Raw genomic sequence first — 20665 nt, forward strand, 5'->3', positions numbered from 1 at the left:
GCCAGCTTCACCGAGCTGCTGCGCACCGTGCGCGGCATCGATATCGGTGCGTTCGGGCACGCCGACCTGCCGTTCGAACGCCTGGTGGAGATCCTCAACCCGGCCCGTTCGCAGGCGCGTCATCCGCTGTTCCAGGTGATGCTCTCGTTCCAGAACATCGGCCAGAACAGCCTGGAACTGCCCGGACTCACGGTCAGCGGCGTCGAACTGCCCATCGATGTGGCCAAGTTCGATCTGCAACTGGTGCTTTCGGAGCAGACCGCGACCCCGACCAGCACCGTCAACGGTGCCGGTGCCACGGTCGCGCCGTCGGGTATCACCGCCGAATTGATCTACGCCACCGATCTGTTCGACGCCGACACCATGGCCGAATTCGGCGACCGGTTCAACCGGCTGCTGCGGGCCGTCGCGGCCGAACCGGATCGGGCGATCGGCGATATCGGCCTGCTCGACGAGCGGGAAGCCGAACTGGCGCTGCACGGTTGGAACGCCACCGAGCGTGATCTGGGTGCGGTGACCACGCTGGTGGACGAGTTCGCCAGGCAGGCGACGGCCACACCGGACGCCATCGCGATCGTGGATCCGGCGACGGGTGCGACGCTGACGTATGCCGAATTCGGTGCACGCGTGCACCGGTTGGCACGTCGTCTCATCGCGGCCGGGGTGGGCCCGGAAACTCTGGTGGCTCTTGGTCTGCGGCGCTCGGTCGACCTGGTGGTCGCGGCGTACGCGGTGCAGGAGGCCGGTGGCGGTTACGTGCCGCTGGACCTGGACCAGCCCGCGGAGCGGATCGGCTATGTGCTCGAATCGGCCGCACCGGTGTGCGTACTGACCACCTCGCGCGACGGCTTCGACGGCACCGGTCTGCCCGCACTCGTCATCGACGAGTTGGATCTGGACGAATACTCGGACGAGCCGGTCACCGATGCGGAGCGGATCGCACCGCTGCGGGCGGACAACACCGCGTATGTGATCTTCACGTCGGGTTCGACGGGTCGCCCGAAGGGTGTGGCGGTGCCGCATTCGGCGGTGGTGAACCAGATCCGTTGGATCACTGGCGAATACGGTATCGGTGTCGATGATGTGGTGTTGTTCAAGACTCCCGCCACGTTCGATGTGTCGGTGTGGGAGCTGTTCGGTCCGTTGAGCACGGGTGGCCGGATCGTGGTGGCGAGCCCGGATGGTCATCGTGATCCGCAGTACTTGGCGGAAGTCATTGCGGCCGAGCGGGTCACCATGACCTCGTTTGTGCCCTCGATGCTGACCGTCTTCGCCGGCAGTGTCGACGCTGCCGTCGGCGGTGCGGCCCTGGCCTCGCTGCGCGCACTGCTCATTGCCGGTGAGGCCTTCACCGCCGATGCGGCGCAGGCCATTCGCAAGGTGAGCTCGGCCGAGCTGTACAACCTCTACGGCCCGACCGAATTCACCGTCCACGCCACCCACGGATCCGTCGCCGAAAAGGTCGACGGCGCGGTGCCGATCGGCTTGCCGGTGTGGAATTCGCAGGCCTATGTGCTGGATTCGCGTCTGCACCCGGTGTCGCCGGGTGTCGCGGGCGAGTTGTACCTGGCCGGTGCGCAGCTGGCGCGCGGCTACTTCGGCCGTACCGATCTGACCGCGGATCGCTTCGTGGCCAACCCGTTCGGCGCACCGGGCGCACGCATGTACCGCACCGGCGACCTGGTCGCCAGGGCCGCCGATGGCGCCATCGACTATCTCGGCCGCACCGACTTCCAGGTCAAGCTGCGCGGTCTGCGCATCGAACTCGGTGAGATCGAAACCGCCCTCACCGCACACGATTCGGTGGCGCAGGCGGTGGCGCTGGTGCGTTCGGATGCCAGGACCGGCGATCAGCTGGTCGGCTATGTCGTACCCGTGAACGGCGGCGCGGTGGACGTCGACGAGTTGCGCAGGCATCTGACCGGGCAACTGCCGTCGTATATGGTGCCCGCGGCGCTGATGGTGCTCGACGCCATGCCGCTGAACCCGAACGGCAAACTCGATCGCCGCGCCTTGCCCGAACCCGCCTTCGAGGCACGGGAATTCCGTGCGCCGTCGACCCCGATCGAAGAGATCGTGGCCGACACCTTCGCCGAGGTGCTCGGTCTGTCGACTCGTGAGGCCGGGCGTGCGGTCGGTCTGGACGACGACTTCTTCGACCTCGGCGGCAACTCGCTGATCGCCACCCAGGTGGTCGCCCGCCTCGGCGCCGCACTCGATACCCGCATTCCGGTGCGGCTGCTGTTCGAGGCGCCGAATGTGGCCGCGCTGGCCGCGCGGATGGAGGCGCAGCAGGGCACCGGCGGTCGCCGGGAACTGGTGGCCGGACCACGGCCGGAACAGATTCCGCTGTCGCTGGCCCAGCAGCGGATGTGGTTCCTCAACCGCTTCGACAACCGGACCGCCGTCAACAACATCCCGCTCGCGGTCCGGCTCACCGGCGCACTCGACACCGATGCGCTGCGACTGGCCGTCGCCGACGTGGTGGATCGGCACGAGGTGCTGCGCACCGTCTACCCGGAGACCGCCGACGGTCAGGGCGTGCAGGTTGTACTGCCCGCCGGTCAGGTCCACCTCGACCTGACCCCGGTCGTGGTGTCGGAGACCGATATTCGCTTTTCGATCAGTGAGCTGGTGCTGACCGGCTTCGATGTCACCGCCGAGGTTCCGGTGCGCGCCAAGCTGTTCCGGCTCGAGGCGCCGATGGACGGCTCGCTGCCCGATACCCACGTGCTCGTGTTCGTGGTGCACCACATCTCCGGTGACGGCTGGTCGGTGCGCCCGCTGGCCCGCGATGTGATGGTCGCCTACGCGGCTCGCAACCGCGGCGAATCGCCCGCTTGGGCGCCGCTGCCGGTGCAGTACGCCGATTTCGCGCTGTGGCAGCGCGAAACACTCGGCTCCGAGGACGATCCGGCCTCGCTGATCGCCAAGCAGGTCGCGTACTGGTCCGAGAGCCTGGCCGGGCTGCCCGATCAGCTGGATCTGCCGTCGGATCGTTCGCGTCCGGCCGTCGCATCCAACCGCGGTGATGTCTACGAATTCGGCATCGACGCGGCGCTGCTGGCCGAACTCAACGCACTGGCCCGCGCACAGGGTGCGAGCCTGTTCATGGTGGTGCACGCGGGGTTCGCGGCACTGCTGGCGCGACTGTCCGGTAGCGATGACATTGCCGTCGGCACCGCCGTCGCGGGTCGCGGTGAGGCCGTACTCGACGACGCGATCGGCATGTTCGTCAATACGCTGGTGCTGCGTACGCCGGTCGACGCCGGTGCGTCCTTCGCCGAGTTGGTGGCGCGGGCCAGGGAAACCGATCTGGCCGCCTTCGGCCACGCGGACCTGCCGTTCGAGCGGCTGGTCGACATCCTCAATCCGGCCCGTTCGCAGGCGCGGCATCCGCTGTTCCAGGTGATGCTGTCGTTCCAGAACACCGGCGAGGCGGCCTTCGAACTGCCCGGCCTCGAGGTGGCCGGCGTCCCGCTCGATGTGGTGACCGCGAAATTCGATCTGCATCTGAACCTCGCGGACCGGATGGACGCGGCCGGGAACGCCGACGGCATGACCGCCGAATTCGCCTATGCGACCGATATGTTCGACGCGAAGACGATCGCCGGTGTCGCCCAGCGCCTGAACCGTCTGCTGCGGGCCGTGGTCGCGGATCCGGCCGTCGCGGTCGGTGACATTGATCTGCTCGATGCCGCCGAGCGCACGAAGGTGCTCGACAAGTGGAACGACACAGCGCATATCGTTGATGCCGAACTCACCCTGGTCTCGATGTTCGAGGATCAGGCCGCCCGGAGTCCGAAGGCGATCGCGCTGACCTTCGAAGGGACGAGTCTTTCCTACGGTGAGTTCACCGCGCGGGTGAATCGACTCGCGCGGCACCTGATCTCGCTGGGGGTCGGACCGGATTCGATGGTCGCGCTCGGTATGCGCCGGTCCTTCGAGCTGGTGATCGGTATGTACGCGGTGAGCGTCGCGGGTGGTGCGTATGTGCCGCTGGATCCGGATCATCCGGCTGAGCGCACCCGGTATGTGCTCGGCACCGCGAACCCGGTGTGCGTGCTGAGCACCGCCGCCGACGAGTTCGACGCGGGCACGACGACCGCGCTGGATATCGCGGCGCTGGATCTGTCGGCGTACTCCGACGAACCGGTGACCGATGCGGAACGTCTTGCACCGCTGCGGCCGTCGAATACCGCCTATGTGATCTTCACGTCGGGTTCGACCGGTCGACCGAAGGGGGTCGCGGTCAGCCATGCCGCGATCGTCAACCGTCTGGTGTGGATGCAGTCCGAATACGGGTTGGATCGCGGCGATGTGGTGCTGCAGAAGACCCCCGCCACCTTCGATGTGTCGGTATGGGAATTCTGGTGGCCGCTGCAGGTCGGCGCGCGCCTGGTCATCGCCAAGCCCGACGGGCATCGCGATCCGGCCTACCTGGTGCGGACCATCGCCGACGAGCAGGTCACCACCGTGCACTTCGTGCCGTCCATGCTCTCGGTCTTCGTGGCCGATGACCGGGCCAGCGAATGCTTCGACCTGCGCAACGTCTTCGCCTCCGGTGAGGCGCTGCCCGCCGTGACCGCACAGCGGTTGCGCGAGCTGACCGGTGTCTGGCTGCACAACCTGTACGGCCCGACCGAGGCCGCGGTCGATGTCACCTATCACGAGGTGACCGACTCCGACACCCTCTCGGTGCCGATCGGTGCCCCGGTCTTCAATACCCAGGTGTACGTGCTGGATTCGCGGCTGCACCCGGTGCCGGTCGGTGTCGCGGGCGAGCTGTACCTCGCGGGCGATCAGCTGGCGCGCGGCTATGTGGCGCGTCCGGATCTGACGGCGGATCGCTTCGTCGCCAACCCGTTCAGCACCGGCAAGCGCATGTACCGCACCGGTGACCTGGTCCGATGGGTGCCTGCATCGCGAAGCGATTCGATGAGGGGTGGTGGCCGGGCGACGGGTGGGCCCGCGAATGGCGAGTTGGAGTACCTGGGCCGTACCGACTTCCAGGTGAAGCTGCGCGGTCTGCGCATCGAGCTCGGCGAGATCGAATCCGCGCTGACCGCGCTGGAGACGATCGCTCAGGCGGCCGTGGTGGTCCGCTCCGACGATCGCCTCGGCGATCAGCTGGTGGCGTACGTGATCGCGGCGGCGGACCGTTCGGTCGATATCGACGCGGTGCGTGCCGAACTCGCGGCCGATCTGCCCGCGTATATGGTGCCGACGGCATTCGTGGTGCTGGATGCGTTCCCGCTCAACGCCTCTGGCAAGCTCGACCGCAAGGCATTGCCCGCCCCCGTCTTCGAGGCGAAGGTGTTCCGCGCACCGTCGACTCCGATCGAGGAGATCGTGGCGAGCGTCTACTGCGACGTACTCGGCATCGCCCGGGTCGGCCTGGACGACGACTTCTTCGAACTCGGCGGCAACTCGCTGCTGGCCACCCAGGTGACCGCGCGCATCGGTGCCGCACTGGACACCCAGCTCGCGGTGCGCGATCTGTTCGAGGCGTCGACGGTCGCCGCGCTGGCCGCCAAGGCCGAACACAATGCCGGATCCGGCCGCACCAGGCCGCGGCTGGTCGCGGGGGAGCGGCCCGCCCGTATTCCGCTCTCGCCCGCGCAGCAGCGGTACTGGTTCCTCAACCAGTTCGATACCGCCACCTCGGCGGTGGACAACATTCCGCTGGCGGTGCGGTTGTCCGGTGCGCTCGACGTGGCGGCGCTCGAGCAGGCGCTCGGTGACGTATTCGCGCGGCACGAGGTGCTGCGGACCACCTATCCGAGCTCGGCCAGCGGCCCGCACCAGGTGATCCTGTCCGCCGACCAGGCCGTACCGGAGCTGACCGTCACCGATATCGACGAGTCGGATCTGGTTCGCACGGTCATCGAATTCGCGCTCACCACCTTCGATGTCACCGTGCAGGTGCCGCTGAAGGTCGCGCTGTTGCGGATCGCCGAACACGATCACGTGCTGGCGTTCACGGTGCACCATGTCGCGGCCGACGGTTCGTCGATGGGCCCGCTGGCCCGCGATGTCATGGCGGCGTATGTGGCACGGGCGCAGGGTGAGATCCCGCAGTGGCTGCCGTTGCCGGTGCAGTACGCCGACTACGCGCTGTGGCAGCGTTCGGTGCTCGGTTCCGAGGACGATCCGGAATCGCTTGCCGCACAGCAGGTCGCGTACTGGCAGTCCGCGCTCGCGGGTCTGCCCGATCAGTTGGAGCTGCCCGCCGACCGGCCGCGCCCGCCGGCGCAGTCGTTCCAGGGCAAGGCGATTCGCTTCGAGATCGCGCCGGACAAGCACGCACGCCTGCACGAATTGGCGCGGGCCAATAACACCTCGCTGTTCATGGTTGTGCACGCGGCACTCGCGGTGCTGCTGGCCCGGCTCTCGGGCACCGACGATATCGCGGTCGGTACGCCGATCGCGGGTCGCGGCGAGCGTGAACTCGACGATCTGATCGGCATGTTCGTCAACACCCTGGTGTTCCGTACCCGAGTGCAGCCAGGCGATACCTTCGCCGATCTGCTCGCCGATGTTCGCGAACGGGATCTCGAGGCGTTCGCGAACGCCGACGTGCCGTTCGAGCGGCTGGTCGAGGTGCTCAACCCGGAGCGTTCGACGGCACGCAATCCGCTGTTCCAGATCGGTCTTTCGTTCCAGAACCTGGCCGAGACCACCTTCACGCTGCCCGGCCTGTCGGTGAGCGCGGTGAACTTCGATTCACAGCTGGCCAAGACCGATCTGCACGTCACGCTCTACGACCGCTACGCCGACGACGGCACCCCGGCCGAGATCGTCACCGAATTCGGTTATGCCATCGACCTGTTCGACGAGGCGACGGTGCAGAGTTTCGCGGACCGGTTCCTGCGGGTGCTGGACGCGGTCGTCGCCGATGCGGCGCAGCCGGTCGGCGAGATCGATCTGCTCGCGCCGCAGGAGAGCGCACGGATCCTCACGCAGTGGAATGCCACCGCGCACGAGGTCGATACCACCGCGACGCTGGTATCGCTGCTCGATGCGACCGTTGCGGCTACTCCGGACGCGATCGCGGTGGTCGCGGATGTGCCCACCGGCGGCAAACTCGAGCTGACCTACGCCGAACTCGATGCGCAGGTGAACCGACTGGCGCGGTACCTGATCGAGCGTGGTGTCGGGTCGGAGGATCGGGTCGCGCTGGCCATCCGCCGGTCGGCGGATCTGGTCGTCGCGATGTACGCGGTGGCGAAGGCCGGTGCGGCGTATGTGCCCGTCGATCCGGATCAGCCCGCCGACCGCGTCGAGTACATCCTCGGCACCGCCGCTCCGGTGTGCGTGCTGACCACCGGTCGCGAGGGATTCACCTCCGCGACGGTCGATGCCGTCGCCATCGATGAACTCGACCTGTCGCCGTACTCGGATGCCCCGGTATCCGCGGACGAACGACTCGGCACCCTGACCGCGGCGAATACCGCGTACGTGATCTTCACGTCGGGTTCGACCGGCCAGCCGAAGGGTGTGGCACTGCCGCACGGCGCGATCGCCAACCAGTTGCAGTGGAAGACCAGCGAATTCGGCCTCGGCGCCGCGGACGCGGTGCTGCTGAAGACGGCCGCGACCTTCGACCTTTCGGTGTGGGAGTTCTGGTCGGCGGCGGTATCCGGTGGCCGACTGGTCATTGCGATCGCCGACGGACATCGCGATCCCGCGTACCTCAACACCCTGATGCGCGATACCGGTGTCACCACACTGCATGTGGTGCCCTCGATGTTGGACGCGCTGCTGACCGAATCGGACGGACACCTGCCCGACTCGTTGCGCCGGGTGCTGGCGATCGGTGAGGCGTTGCCCGCCGCGACCGCACAGCGGTTCCGGACGGCCAACGCCGCTACGCTGTTCAATCTCTACGGTCCGACCGAGGCCGCGGTGTCGATCACCAACCATGCGGTGACCGACGCGGATGCCGTCTCGGTGTCGATCGGTGCTCCGGAGTGGAACAGCCGTGTCTACGTGCTGGATTCGCGTCTGCGTCCGGTGCCGTTGGGTGTTTCGGGTGAGTTGTATCTGGCCGGTGCGCAATTGGCGCGCGGCTACTTCGGACGGCCGGATCTGACCGCGGAGCGGTTCGTGGCCAACCCGTTCGAGTCCGGTGCGCGCATGTACCGCACCGGTGACCTGGTGGCCTGGAATGCCGACGGTGAGCTGGAATACCGCGGCCGCACCGACTTCCAGGTGAAGATCCGCGGTTTCCGCATCGAACTCGGCGAGATCGAGGCGGCCCTGCTGCGGCAGACCGCGATCACCTCGGCCGCAGTGCTCGCACATACCGATCCGGCGCTCGGTGACCGCCTCGTCGCCTATGTCGTCCCGGCCACCGGTGAACTCGACAAGCGCGCACTGCAGTCGGCGCTGGCGGCCGAGCTGCCGTCCTACATGGTGCCCAGTGCCTTCCTGGCGCTGGAAGCGCTGCCGCTCAATGCCAACGGCAAACTCGATCGAAATGCGCTGCCGCAGCCCACCTTCGAACATGCCGCGTTCCGCGCGCCGGTCTCACCGGTAGAGCAGATCGTGGCCGGTGTGTTCGCCGATGTGCTCGGCATCGAGCGGATCGGCGCCGATGACGATTTCTTCGCCCTCGGCGGTAACAGCATCCTGTCGATCCAGTTGGTGTCGCGGGCGAAGGCACTCGGCGTGGTGTTCTCCGTGCGCGATGTCTTCGATCAGCGCAGCGTCGCGGGACTTGCGGCCATCGCCAAGTCGACCGCGGATCTGCGGCCGACGATGGCCGAGCTGCCCGGTGGTGGGGTCGGCGAGATCCCGCTGCCGCCGAGCATCGCGGCGGTGCTGGCACTCGGCGCGTCCTACCAGCGTTTCTCGCATGAGGCGACAGTGACCCTGCCGAGCGAACTCGATCGCGACGCACTGCGCGTGGCGATCGCGACAGTGGTCGACCGGCACGACGCCCTGCGCACGCGACTGCGTCAGGCGGGCGAGGGCGCGACGTTCGCGGCGCTCGACCGCGGCGCCATCGATATCGATGCGCTGGTGCACGAGGTTTCGGCCGACGCCACCCTGTCCGAGGACTACGGCCACGACGAGCTCATCCGGCTCGCCGATAACGAACGCGCGGCCGCGGCCGATCGTCTCGATCCGGCGAACGGTGTGATGGCACAGTTCGTGCACATCACCGCGGATAAGCTCGACGGCGGCAATTTCGTGCTGGTCGTGGTGCACGCCTTCGCGGCCGACCCGAAGTCTGTCGGCGTCGTGACCTCGGACCTGCTGGATTCGGTCGAGGATGGGTCGCTCACCCTGCCGGAGGTCGGCACCTCGCTGCGGCGCTGGGCATACGGTCTGACCGATGAAGCGAGCGCCCGTGCCGCCGAACTGCCGTTCTGGCATGAGGTTTCGGCAACGCCGGATCCGCTGCTGGGTGCGCGCGCATTCGATCCCGCGCTGGATACCGTCGCCTCGGTGCGGCGGGTTCGGGTCGAGGTGCCGACGGCGGTCTCCGAGGTCCTGCTCACCGCCGTGCCGACGCGGTTCCACGGCGGCGTACCGGACGGGCTGTTGTCGGCCTTGGCCATGGCCCTGGTGCGCTGGCGCGGCGAAGAGCACGGATCGGATGTGCTGGTCCGGCTCGACGGCGACGGGCGTGCGGCGGTTCGCGACGCCGAATTGTCGCGCACCGTTGGTGCTTTCACCACGACCTACCCGGCCCGGCTCGATCTCGGCGATATCGATCTGGCCGATGCGTTCACCGGCGGTCATGCCGCGGGTGCCATCGTCAAGTCGGTGAAGGAGCAACTGCTCGCGGTGCCGGATCAGGGCGCTGGCCACGGCCTGCTGCACCTGCCGCAGGTGGGTCAGGTGAGCTTCCGGTATCACGACGCGGTGATCAAGACCGAGCGCGGTGCCGATATGCCCGCGAACGGTGCGGTCGATATCACCGTCACCGTGGACGATGCGGACGATGGTCGGCGTCTGCTGGCCACCTTCGAGTTCCCGGTGGGTCTGCTCGCCCCGGAGCGGGTGCAGGAGCTGGCGGATCTGTGGGTCGCCGCGCTCACGGCGCTGGGGAAGCATGCGCAGCGACCGGATGCGGGTGGTCACACACCGTCGGATCTGTCGCTGGTGCAGGTCGGTCAGTCCGATATCGACCTGTGGGAGCAGACGTACCCCGGCCTCAGTGATGTCTGGCCGGTCTCGCCGCTGCAGTCCGGTCTGCTCTTCCACGCGCTGATGACCACGGCCACCGTGGACGTCTACACCATGCAGGCCGTGGTGCAGTTGGCCGGTGCGGTGGATGTCGAACGGCTGCACGCGGCCGCGCAGGCGATCCTGGATCGTTACCCGAACCTGCGCACCGCATTCGTCACCGACGCCACCGGGCAGGTCAGGCAGGTCGTGCTCGATCGGCTCGAAGTGCCGTGGCGGATCGTGGATCTCACCGAGCTGCCGGAGGCGGAGCGGGCCGAGGAACTGCGGCGCAGGATCGAGTCGGATCACGCGGATCGCTTCGATATGTCCGCGCCGCCGCTGGTGCGCTACACGCTGTTGCGTACCGCGGCGCAGGAGTGGTCGCTGGCGATCACCACGCACCATGTGCTGGTCGACGGCTGGTCGATGCCGCTGCTCATGCGGGATCTGCTGGTGCTCTACGCGACTCGCGGCGATCAGTCGGCGCTGCCGCACGTCTCCTCTTACCGCGACTTCCTGGACTGGCTCGCCACCCGCGACCAGGACGCGTCGCTGCGGACCTGGGCCGAGGCCTTCGATGGTGCGACCGAGCCGACCGAGTTGGCGACGCCGGCACGGACCGTCGAGACCTACGAGACCGCCAAACTGGTCACCGAAATCGACGCCGACCGCACCCGCCAGCTCACCAAGCACTGCGCCGAACTCGGCATCACGGTGAACACCCTGGTGCAGGCGGCGTGGGGCATTCTGCTCGGCCGGCTCACCGGCCGCGCCGATGTGGTGTTCGGCGCGACGGTTTCCGGTCGGCCCGCCGAACTGCCGGGTGTGGAATCGATGGTCGGCCTGTTCATCAATACGCTCCCGGTCCGGGTGCGTATCGACGACCGCGCGACCATCGACGATCAGCTCAAGCGATTGCAGCGCGACCAGACCGATCTGCTCGACCACCACTACGTCGGACTCGCCGATATCCAGCGCGCCGCTGGAATCGGATCGCAGTTCGACACCCTGCTGGTGTTCGAGTCGTATCCGATCGATCGCGAAGCGATCGCCGCCGCGAGTTCGATCGACGGCATGTCGGTGACCGATGTCGGTGTCGACAGTGCGACGCATTACCCGCTGACCCTGCAGGTGACCGCGGAGTCCACCCTGGAGTTCACCCTCGAATACCTGCTCAGCCGGTTCACGGCGGACGAGGTGGAGACCCTGTCCACCAGGTTGATCCGGGTGCTCGACGCGCTGCTCGGCGATCCGGCCGGACTGGTCGGCGATATCGATATCCTCGACGCCGGTGAGCGGGCTCGCCTGCTCGTCGAATCCGGTATCGCGGCAACGGTTCCCGCGCCCGAACCGGTGGGCCGGGTGGGTGCGCGCACGGTGTCGAAGGTGCTCGCCGAGGTCGTCGAGGCCGATCCCGAGGCGCCCGCGTTGCTGGTCGACGGCGATGAAATCGCCTACCACGTACTGGATCGCCGTTCGTCGCAGCTGGCTCGGGTGCTCATCGAGTACGGTGCCGGACCCGGCGATGTGATCGCCATCGCACTGCCGCGTTCGGTGGATGCGGTGGTCGCGGTCTGGGCCGTCCAACAGGCCGGTGCTGCCTGCTTGTTCGCCGGTGATCTGACCGCCGACGAAATGGCAGCTGCCGGAGCCGGTTTCGGGATCACCCTGGAGCCGGTCGACGGCCCGATCACCTGGCTGGTGCCGAGCGATCCGACGGTGCAGGCCGAACTGGCCGCCGCGCCGTCGCATCCGGTGTCCTACGCGGATCGGGTGCGCCCGCTCGCCGAGGAACATCCCGCCTTCGTGGTGCTCGCGGCGGACGGCTCGGTGCAGGCGCTCAGCCAGACCGAGGCGCTGGAGCGGGCGGATCGAGTGCGCTCGGAATACGAGATCGATTACGAGTCGACGACATTCACCACCGCGGTCTCCGGCCGCGCCGCGCTGCTGGAGTTCCTGGCAGCGGCAACCGCCGGTGCCCTGTCGGTACTGCCGAGCGCGGATTCGGTGCCCGATGATCTCGCCGACGGCGAAGTCAGCCATTGGTTCGTCACGGTGGACGAGGCAACCGACGCGGCCGACGAGAACATACGCATCGTGATCGTCGAGTAGCGCCCTACCGCCCGAAATCCCCGCACCGCACCCGAGGTGCGGGGATTCGTGCCACCATCGAGCGGAGTTGCGATCATGGCGTAGCCACCATTGACTCAGCTCAATGCACCAGCGGGCTGGTGCACCGCTGACACGTGCTCCTCCGGCTAGACTCGGACGGAGTCAGCGGACATCGTTCGCTCCCGTGCGGCGAGGTTGGAGGTGGTTCCAATGGCAATGCCCGTTCCCAGGTCCGATCGTTGGACAGCCGAGGACCTCGATCACATGCCCGAAGACGGATTACGGTACGAGGTGCTGAATGGCCAGCTCGTCGTGAACGCTGCTCCCAAACCGCGACATCAATGGCTGATTCAGTGGCTGGTGCGCGCACTCGTTGATGTTGTGCCACCCGGGTATGTCGTGCTGGAAGGCGTCGGGGTGCTGATCGGCGATGACGAGCCGATTCCCGATGTCATGGTGGCTACCGACCCGATCGACTGGGACGCCCGGGGTGTTCCGGCCGAACAGGTGAAACTGGTCGTCGAAGTGGTATCCAAATCAACGACCTTGCAGGACCGCATGGTCAAGCCTGTTCTCTATGCCGCAGCCGGTATCCCGAACTACTGGCGCGTCGAGATCAACCCGTTCAAAGGCCAACTCCGCGACGAAACGTTGCCGGTCCTGTTCGCGCATGCCCTTGGCGCGGACGACACCTACGAACGGACGCACCGGGTGGCGGCTGGAGACACCGTCACCCTGCGCGGTCCCTTCGAGTTCACGGTGGATCCGGCGTCACTGATGCCCTGAGTCGGACACCGTCGCCGCAACGCTGGCCTGCTTCCTCGGCAGCAGGGTCAGGGCCGCATGCCGTGACGAGCTTCGGGCGCTCGATGGTCAATGCCGCGCCTCTGTGCTGGGTGCGAGCGCGAGCAGTTCGTCGACGGACCATTGGTCGTCGGCGTGTTTGCCGAGGTTGCTGGCCAGGACTCGGCCGTCGGGGGCGATGAGGAAGTCGCCGGGTAGGCCCAGGCGGCCGCCTTCGGGTTTGCCCGGGGGAGCGGGTTTTTCCTTGCGCAACGCGGCTCGGGTCGCGGTGACGACGCCCCGGATGATGGCGGGCCAGGCGCGCGGGTCGAGTAGGGCACGGGGTGCGGCTTCGATGCCGAACTCGCGGTAGAGGTTTCGGTCCGGGTCGGCGATCAGGTCGAAGGGGAGGTCGCCTTCGTAGGTGCGCAATTCGGCTGCACTGGAATGGAAGACGACGACCTCGCGGATATTCGCGGCGAGGATCTCATCGTGTCGCACCGCGAACGAGCGCAGATGCAGGTTGCAGATCGGGCATCCGGCGAAGCGGCGAAACTGCAGGTGTATCAGGCAATCCTGATCGGGGATGTGAATTGTGCTGTCGGCGATGGTGACCAGTGCCCGGTCGGCCACCGTAGTCGGCAAGGACATGAGAACTCCCTTCGTAGGTGTACGTCGTACGCCTACAAACAAGTATGCGCGTACCTTGTACGCTGTCAACCCGTGCCCCGTCCTCGCTCGCTGACCAGCCCCGCCATAGCGGCCGCCGCCATCGCTGTGCTCGATCGCGACGGACTGTCCGGCCTGACCATGCGCGCGGTCGCCAAGGAACTCCGTATCGCCACCATGGGGCTCTACCGGTATGTCGCCGACCGCGACGAACTGGAGGTGCTGCTCGTCGACCACCTCCTCGCCACCATCGACCTGACCCCACCGAAGGCTCCGGACTGGCGTGATCGCGTCACGGCACTACTGGACCGGATGCGCACTGCGATCTGCACTCATCCGGCGGCGGTCCCGCTCGTCGTGCGCCACCGCCAGTCCGCCCCTGCCAGCGTGCGCTGGATCGAGGCGATGCTGACGGTCCTCACCGCCGCGGGCTTCACCGGCATCGGCCGAGTCCTGGCCCAGCGCACCCTTGTCGCCTACCTCCTCGGCCACCTCCAGAACGAGCACTACGGCCCGCTCTCCGGCGCGGGCACCGCCGCCATGACCCGACTCACCCCCGCCGACTACCCCCTCCTCACCGAAACCGCAACGGACGCCCGAAAAGTCGATGCCGAAACGGAATTCCGCCTCGGCATCGAAATCGTCTTGCGCGGTCTGGCCCCATAACGCCGCGAGCGGAGGTCGACGGCGAGCAAGGGGCGCCGATGGGCCGGTAGCGTGCCCGGTGTGCCCACGCGGGGGATCGATTCGAGCCGATGCGGATAATCCGAAACGAGTGCGGCTGGCCAGAGGTCTGCCGCAGGGGATTTCGCGGGCGTCCGCTACCGGGTCGGGACGCGGCGATGCGAGCGCCCGAGGACCAATAGTCCGCAGCGGCCGGTGATTCAGCGGATGAGCCCGGGAATAGTCATGGTTTCGCCCATGATGCGCGCGCCTGCGTCATTGAGGTGCAGGCCGTCACCGGAATCCAGGTCGGGCCGGATGAAGTCACGATCAGCCGGATCTTCCACGGCGGCCGCCACATCGAAAACGCCGTCGAAGATGTCTGTGGTGCGCAGCCATTCGTTGACGGCAGTACGAACCCGCAGCCCCTCGGCGACATTGAGGTCCGGATAGATCACACCGGCAAAGGGCCCGATGGTGTTCGCGTAGACCTTCAGCCCAGCGGCCCGAGCACGTTCGGCAACCGTGGTGAATCCGGCGATCAGGTCATCGGCGGGTGAGGTGTGGTTGTCGAGCATCAGGTCGTTGATGCCGAAGTTCAGCACCACATGCGTCACGCCGGGGACGGCGAGGACGTCGCGGTCGAACCGAGCCAGGCCGTGCTCGCCGATCTGATCGGTCAGCAGACGGGTTCCGCCGATGCCCTGGTTGAGCGCCCACCCGGCGACGAGGCGTTCATTGAGCACGTCGACCGAGCGGCGGTTGGCGCCCGAGGTCGAGCCGACGCCTTCGAACCAGGAGTCGCCGAATGCGACCACGATCGGGGCGTCCGATGTCGTGAGCACGTCGACGCCGGTCACGTAGAACCGTGAGGTGGTCTCCTCGGCGTCGGACAGCGCGAGCGCGGCGGTCTGGTTGCCCTCGGCCACGTAGCTGGATTCCATCGGCAGTTGCGAAAACGGCGCCAGGCCGGTCGCTTCCGGCAGGTACACGCTCAGCACCAGGTCGGTACCGGGTGTCGTCACGAAATCGACCGGGTCGCTGACGATATCGGCTCCGGCCGCAATGGTCGTATGCGCCTTGCCGTCGAAGAGCAGTCCGGTATCGGTCTCCGTCACGATCTCGGCGCCGGACTTGCGCACCGCGATACGGGCCGCGCCGATGGTCACCGGCGTGGGGCCGTAGCGGTTGGTCAGGCGCACCCGCAACTGCTCGCCGCCGCCGACCAGGTGCAGCACTTGGCGCACCGTGTGATCGGCGAAGTTGCGCGGCTCGACCAGGCGGATCCGCTCGGTCGGGTCGACCAGGGGGGAACGGAAGCTTGCGACCCAGTGCGGTGCGGCAGTCATCTGAATCTCCATTTAGTTGCGGTGCGGAATATTGCGATGACAACAATCTAGCGCATATGTTCCGCATGTCAACTATCCTCGTCGCAACTATCTCGGCTAGGCTCGCCGATGTGAATGCGACGGACCTCTTCGACGACCCGAGGCTCACCACGATGGGCCTGCTCTACGAGGTGCACGACGGCCTGCTCCGGAAGTTGGAGCCGACCTGGAAGAAGCACGGCCTATCGGGTCTGGACGCCAACGCGCTGATGCGGTTGAGCCGCTCGGCCGGGCGGCGGCTACGGATGACCGATCTCGCGGCCCAGACGAATCTGTCGACCAGTGGTGTCACCCGACTGGTCGACCGGCTGCAGCGCAACGGCTTCGTCCGCCGCGAGCTCGACGCCGCGGACCGGCGCAGCTCCTACGCGGTACTCACCGCGGCGGGTGCGACCAGGCTGGCGCGCGTGCTGCCCGAATATCTCGAGGTTGTCGAGCGGTGGTTCACCGGTCTGCTGACTCGCGACCAGCTCGACGGCTTGGTCGCGGGGCTGCGTATCGTTCGCGACGAGGTCAGCCCGCAGGCGACGGCATATGAACCGGAGTAGACCACCGAAATCGTTTGCTCCGGACAACTGATCACCGGGCAGCGGGCAGTATTCGGGTGCGACGGCCGGGCTGGTCATCTGATCACGCGTCCCTGAGCCGCTCCAAGCCGTCGAGGATCAGCTCGAGGCCGAAATCGAAATCGGCGATGCCGTTATGGGTGCCCGCGATGACGCGCCGGGCCAGCGCGTTCATATGCGGGTACTCCTCGGCCGGGATGAGCGGCAGGAATTCCGTTGCGGCGCGGGCGTATTCGGCAGGTTCCAGCGGAAAATTCTGCTCTTGCAGGGTGAATCCGTAGATATGGCTGTCGAGCGCATTCCAGGCCCGGTCGGCCTGCTGATAGGTGAAGCCCGCCGCGAGCAGGCAGCCGACCGTGGCATCGATGTAGTGCAGCATGGCCGGACCGACATTGATCCGGGAGCCGATGAGGCCGGTGGCCCAGGGGTGTCGCCGCAGCATCTCGTGCGCCGAGGTGGCGCGCTTGCGCAGCGCGGCCTTCCAGTCGCCGCCGATCGCAGGGGCCTCGATCTCCGCCACGACCAGGTCGACGATGCCGTCGAGCAGATCGTCCTTATTCGTGACGTGGTTGTAGAGCGACATCGCCTCGACGCCCAACGCCTGTGCGAGCTTGCGCATGGACAGTGCGGTGAGCCCGTGCTCGTCGGCGAACTGGACGGCGGTGCGCAGCACGCGATCACGGTTCAGCGGCGTGCGGGTCGCGCTGGCGGGTGTTTCGGCCATCGGCCCCTTCTCTCTTGACGTACTTACGCTGTAAGCGTACCGTCCTCACTATCCTACTTACAGTGTAAGTGCAGCGGAAATCGCAGGTGAGGAAGTCTTATGTCGCAAGCGCGGGCGGTCCGGTCGAGCGGCGGGGTAGCGACGATGAACGCGATCGTGGCCCCGAAATACGGTTCCAGTGCGGTGCTCCGGACGGAGGTGATGGATCGCCCGGAACCTGGTCCGGGCGAGGTGCTGGTTCGGGTGCGTGCGGCGGCGGTGTGTAGCGGTGACGTCCATCTGCTGACCGGCAAGCCGTATCTGATCCGTTTGATGGGCTTCGGTGTTCGGCGCCCCAGGTATCGGGTGATCGGACATGACCTGGCGGGTGACGTGGTCGCGGTCGGGCCCGATGTGCACGCCTTCCGAATCGGTGACGAGGTGTACGGCGCGGTGGTCTCGGGAGCGTTCGCCGAATACGTCCGCGTTCCAGTGGACACCCTCGCCCGCAAACCCGCCGAGCTCACATTCGAACAGGCTGCGGCGGTGCCGGATTCGGGCATGACCGCACTGCAGGGATTGCGCGATGTCGGACAATTGCGCGCCGGTCGGTCGGTGCTGATCAACGGTGCATCCGGTGGCGTCGGCACCTTCGCGATCCAAATCGCCAAGGCTCTCGGTGCGCAAGTGACCGCCGTCTGCAGCACCCGCCACGCCGAGGCTGTCCGCGCCCTCGGCGCAGACCACGTAATCGACTACACCACAGCGGATTTCACCGCCCAGAGCGGCCGCTACGATGTGCTGCTCGACCTGGTCGGCAACCGCTCCCTAGCCGACTGCCGCCGCATCCTCACTCCCAACGGCGTCTTCGTGTCCTCGGCAGGTGCCCCCGGCGGCAACTGGCTCGGCCCGGTCAGCTGGATCGGAAAGGTCGTCCTGGCCGATATCTTCGCCACCCAGACCCTGCGGCCGCTGCTCATGCGCCCCCGCGCCGCCGATCTCGACTACCTGACGGATCTCGCTGCCCGCGGACTACTGCAACCACTGATCGAACGCCGCTACCCACTGGCCGATGCCGCCGCCGCGGTAGCCCACGTAGCCGACGGCCACGCCCAGGGCAAAACAGTCATCCTCGTCTGATCGTCGACCGCCTCGATGACGCCCACGGTGGGGGCGATGCGTTCGGCGGCGACCTGCGCTGAAAAAGTGGGCCTGTTTCGGCATGTCGCGGCCGGAGCAGGCCCACAATCTATGTCAGCAGGACGTGTTGGCAGGGGTGAGCCGCATGAGTGAACCGAGACGGATTACTCAGCAACATCGAGAAGACTTCTGGCGCAGCTGCGGATGGTCCCCGGACCTCCCCGCGGCCGAACGCCGCACCATCGAGGAACTCTGGGACGACAACTCCATCGATCTGGCCGAAGTCTTCGGCTGGTAACTCGCGCAGGGCTAGGCGGTGAGTTCGCCTGCGCGCTGCCAGGAGTCGCGTTCCTCGGTGAACGCTTCCGATTGCATGGCGCGGAATGCGTCGATGGATTCGGCGTTGTCGGAGAGGAACTTTCGGTAGTCGGCGAGTGCGAATTCACCGTCTTCGGCGGTCACCTCGATCTGGCCCGCGGTGAAGTCGGCGCGCAGGTCGAGGAGTTCATCCGCCCCGACGGGATACCAGCGGATGCGATCGAAGTAGCGCAGCAGCCACGGCGGGTCGTCGGGGTCGTCGCCGGGGTGGCGGTGGTTCCAAACCTGGGTTGTGCGGCCGACGAATTGGTAGCCGCCGGGGCCCTCCATACCGTAGATGCACAGGTAGGCCCCGCCGATACCGACGGCATTCTCGGGAGTCCAGGTGCGCGCCGGGTTGTACTTCGTGGTGACCAGCCGATGACGCGGATCGGTCGGTGTCGCCACCGGTGCGCCCAGATAGACATCGCCCAGTCCGAGCACCAGGTACTCGGCCCCGAACACCGTGTCGTAGACGTCCTGGACCGAGTCCAATCCGTTCATGCGCCGGATGAATTCGATATTCCATGGGCACCAAGGGGCGTCGGCTCGTACGCCGTGCATGTAGCGGGTGATCGCCTCCCGGGTCGACGGATCGTCCCAGGACAGCGGCAGATGTACGGTACGGCTCGGCACGACGAGCTGATCCGAGGCGGGGATGTGCTGTTCGGCCTCGGTCAGCAGATCGAGTAGTACGGCAACGGGCAGGATGCCCGGATCGACCCGGATCTGCAGTGAACGGACACCCGGCGTCAGCTCGGTCACGCCGCGCACGCCGACCTCGAGCAGATGCTGGTGCAGGGCGTGCACGCGGGCGCGTAGACCGAGATCCAGTGTCATGGTGCCGTATTCGACGAGGACGCCGTCGTCACCCTGGCGGCGATAGGTCACCCCGGTCTCGTCGTCGACATCGGTGCGGCGCAGCACACCGTCATCGCCGTCGCCGCCGGGGGCGAGCACCGTGGGCCATGCGGCGCGTCTGGCCGAACCCAGCTCCCGAATCGATGCGGCGCGATCGCTGCGGATCGGGACGAAACGTACCGCGTCGCCCGGGGCGAGCTGACCGAGTTTCCACCGATCGGCGGCGACCACCGTCACCGGGCAGACGAAGCCGCCGAGGCTGGGTCCGTCGGGGCCGAGGAGGATCGGCGTATCACCGGTGAAGTCCAGTGCCCCCACCGAATACGGGGTGTCGTGAATATTGGACGGGTGCAGGCCGGCTTCGCCGCCGTCGGTCCTGGCCCATTCCGGCTTCGGGCCGATCAGCCGCACACCGGTGCGATCGGAATTGAAATGCACCTCGTAGTCGGTGCCGATGATGGTGTCGAAGTCGGTGCGGGAGAAGAATTCCGGCGCGCCGTGCGGACCTTCGGTGACGGCAAGTTCCCACCGTCGGGACAGGACCGGCTGTTCCTCCATCGGCACCCCGGTCGTGACCCGACCGTCGTGCGGGCCGAGCGATAGCACCTCACCGACCCGCAGGGTGCCGCCCGCACTACCACCGAACTTGCCGAGTGTGAAGGTGGCCGCACTGCCGAGAAATTCGGGCACCTGGATACCGCCCGCGATCAGCACGTAGCAACGCATACCGGGCCCGCGCACCGCGCCGATATCGAGTACGCCGCCCGCTGGCACCGCAACCGTACGCCACTGCGGCACGGCGACGCCGTCGACCCGGATATCGGTCGGCGCACCCGTGACGCAGACCCAGGTCGGCGCGGAGAATCGCAAAGCCGGTCCGCCGAGCGTACATTCGAGACCCGCCGCACCCTCGGCGTTGCCGAGCACTCGATTACCGAGCCGGAAGGACAGATCGTCCATCGGCCCCGATGGCGGCACCCCGACATGCCAATACCCGACCCGCCCCGGCCAATCCTGCACCGTCGTCAGCATTCCCGGCCGTATCACCTCGACGGCCGCGGCGAGAGCTTGTCCCGCGCCGGTCGCCCCCCACATCTCGGCCGAGTGTCCGACATGGTTCGCGTCGGTGGTACAGGCCGCTGCCGTCGGACCAGAGCGGTTCGCGGCGTCTTGGGCGCACTTCGACGAATCGTCGGCTGTGACGACTCCTGCGGTCGATGAAATGTCGTCAGCGGGGTGAC

10 protein-coding genes (1 of these 10 running past the window's edge) are annotated in these 20665 nt (G+C 67.1%); 6 read left to right on the forward strand and 4 right to left on the reverse strand.

What is annotated here, in order from left to right; translation table 11 throughout:
• On the forward strand, positions 1-12294 hold the 3' portion of the coding sequence (locus tag ACQP1G_RS05355) for a non-ribosomal peptide synthase/polyketide synthase (protein ID WP_433208176.1). 25206 nt of this gene lie to the left of the window's left edge; the window shows 12294 of its 37500 coding nt (coding positions 25207-37500); its start codon lies off the left edge, out of view; it ends in the stop codon at positions 12292-12294.
• A gap of 210 nt (positions 12295-12504) precedes the next feature.
• Complete coding sequence (locus ACQP1G_RS05360; protein ID WP_433198933.1) at positions 12505-13080, forward strand: Uma2 family endonuclease; 576 nt, start codon at positions 12505-12507, stop codon at positions 13078-13080.
• Between the two features lie 87 nt (positions 13081-13167).
• Here ACQP1G_RS05360 and ACQP1G_RS05365 read toward each other — a convergent pair whose 3' ends face one another.
• Positions 13168-13728: a peroxiredoxin-like family protein gene (locus ACQP1G_RS05365; RefSeq protein ID WP_433198935.1), complete on the reverse strand. Its 561-nt coding sequence runs from the start codon at positions 13726-13728 to the stop codon at positions 13168-13170.
• Between the two features lie 72 nt (positions 13729-13800).
• On the opposite strand from ACQP1G_RS05365, the gene ACQP1G_RS05370 reads away from it, so the two are divergent.
• Positions 13801-14412 (forward strand): TetR/AcrR family transcriptional regulator, encoded by a 612-nt coding sequence (locus tag ACQP1G_RS05370; RefSeq protein WP_433198937.1) that lies wholly within the window; start codon positions 13801-13803, stop codon positions 14410-14412.
• A gap of 218 nt (positions 14413-14630) precedes the next feature.
• On the opposite strand, the gene ACQP1G_RS05375 is transcribed toward ACQP1G_RS05370, so the two are convergent.
• Positions 14631-15758: a GDSL-type esterase/lipase family protein gene (locus ACQP1G_RS05375; protein ID WP_433198939.1), complete on the reverse strand. Its 1128-nt coding sequence runs from the start codon at positions 15756-15758 to the stop codon at positions 14631-14633.
• 110 nt (positions 15759-15868) lie between these two features.
• Here ACQP1G_RS05375 and ACQP1G_RS05380 point away from each other — a divergent pair, with 110 nt between their 5' ends.
• Complete coding sequence (locus ACQP1G_RS05380) at positions 15869-16345, forward strand: MarR family winged helix-turn-helix transcriptional regulator (RefSeq protein ID WP_433198941.1); 477 nt, start codon at positions 15869-15871, stop codon at positions 16343-16345.
• Between the two features lie 82 nt (positions 16346-16427).
• Here the strand turns inward: ACQP1G_RS05380 and ACQP1G_RS05385 are convergent, their stop codons facing one another.
• The gene (locus ACQP1G_RS05385; protein ID WP_433198943.1) at positions 16428-17087 is read right to left on the reverse strand and encodes a TetR/AcrR family transcriptional regulator; all 660 of its coding nucleotides are present in this window, start codon (positions 17085-17087) and stop codon (positions 16428-16430) included.
• A 99-nt stretch (positions 17088-17186) separates the two neighbouring features.
• On the opposite strand from ACQP1G_RS05385, the gene ACQP1G_RS05390 reads away from it, so the two are divergent.
• Positions 17187-18206 (forward strand): NAD(P)-dependent alcohol dehydrogenase, encoded by a 1020-nt coding sequence (locus ACQP1G_RS05390; RefSeq protein ID WP_433198945.1) that lies wholly within the window; start codon positions 17187-17189, stop codon positions 18204-18206.
• 145 nt (positions 18207-18351) lie between these two features.
• The gene (locus tag ACQP1G_RS05395; RefSeq protein ID WP_433198947.1) at positions 18352-18504 is read left to right on the forward strand and encodes a hypothetical protein; all 153 of its coding nucleotides are present in this window, start codon (positions 18352-18354) and stop codon (positions 18502-18504) included.
• Between the two features lie 11 nt (positions 18505-18515).
• Here the strand turns inward: ACQP1G_RS05395 and ACQP1G_RS05400 are convergent, their stop codons facing one another.
• Positions 18516-20519: a 5-oxoprolinase/urea amidolyase family protein gene (locus ACQP1G_RS05400; RefSeq protein WP_433208179.1), complete on the reverse strand. Its 2004-nt coding sequence runs from the start codon at positions 20517-20519 to the stop codon at positions 18516-18518.
• Positions 20520-20665 lie beyond the last annotated feature (146 nt).

Origin of the sequence: Nocardia sp. CA-107356 (assembly GCF_050946365.1) — a bacterium.
Classification (GTDB): Bacteria; Actinomycetota; Actinomycetes; order Mycobacteriales; family Mycobacteriaceae; genus Nocardia.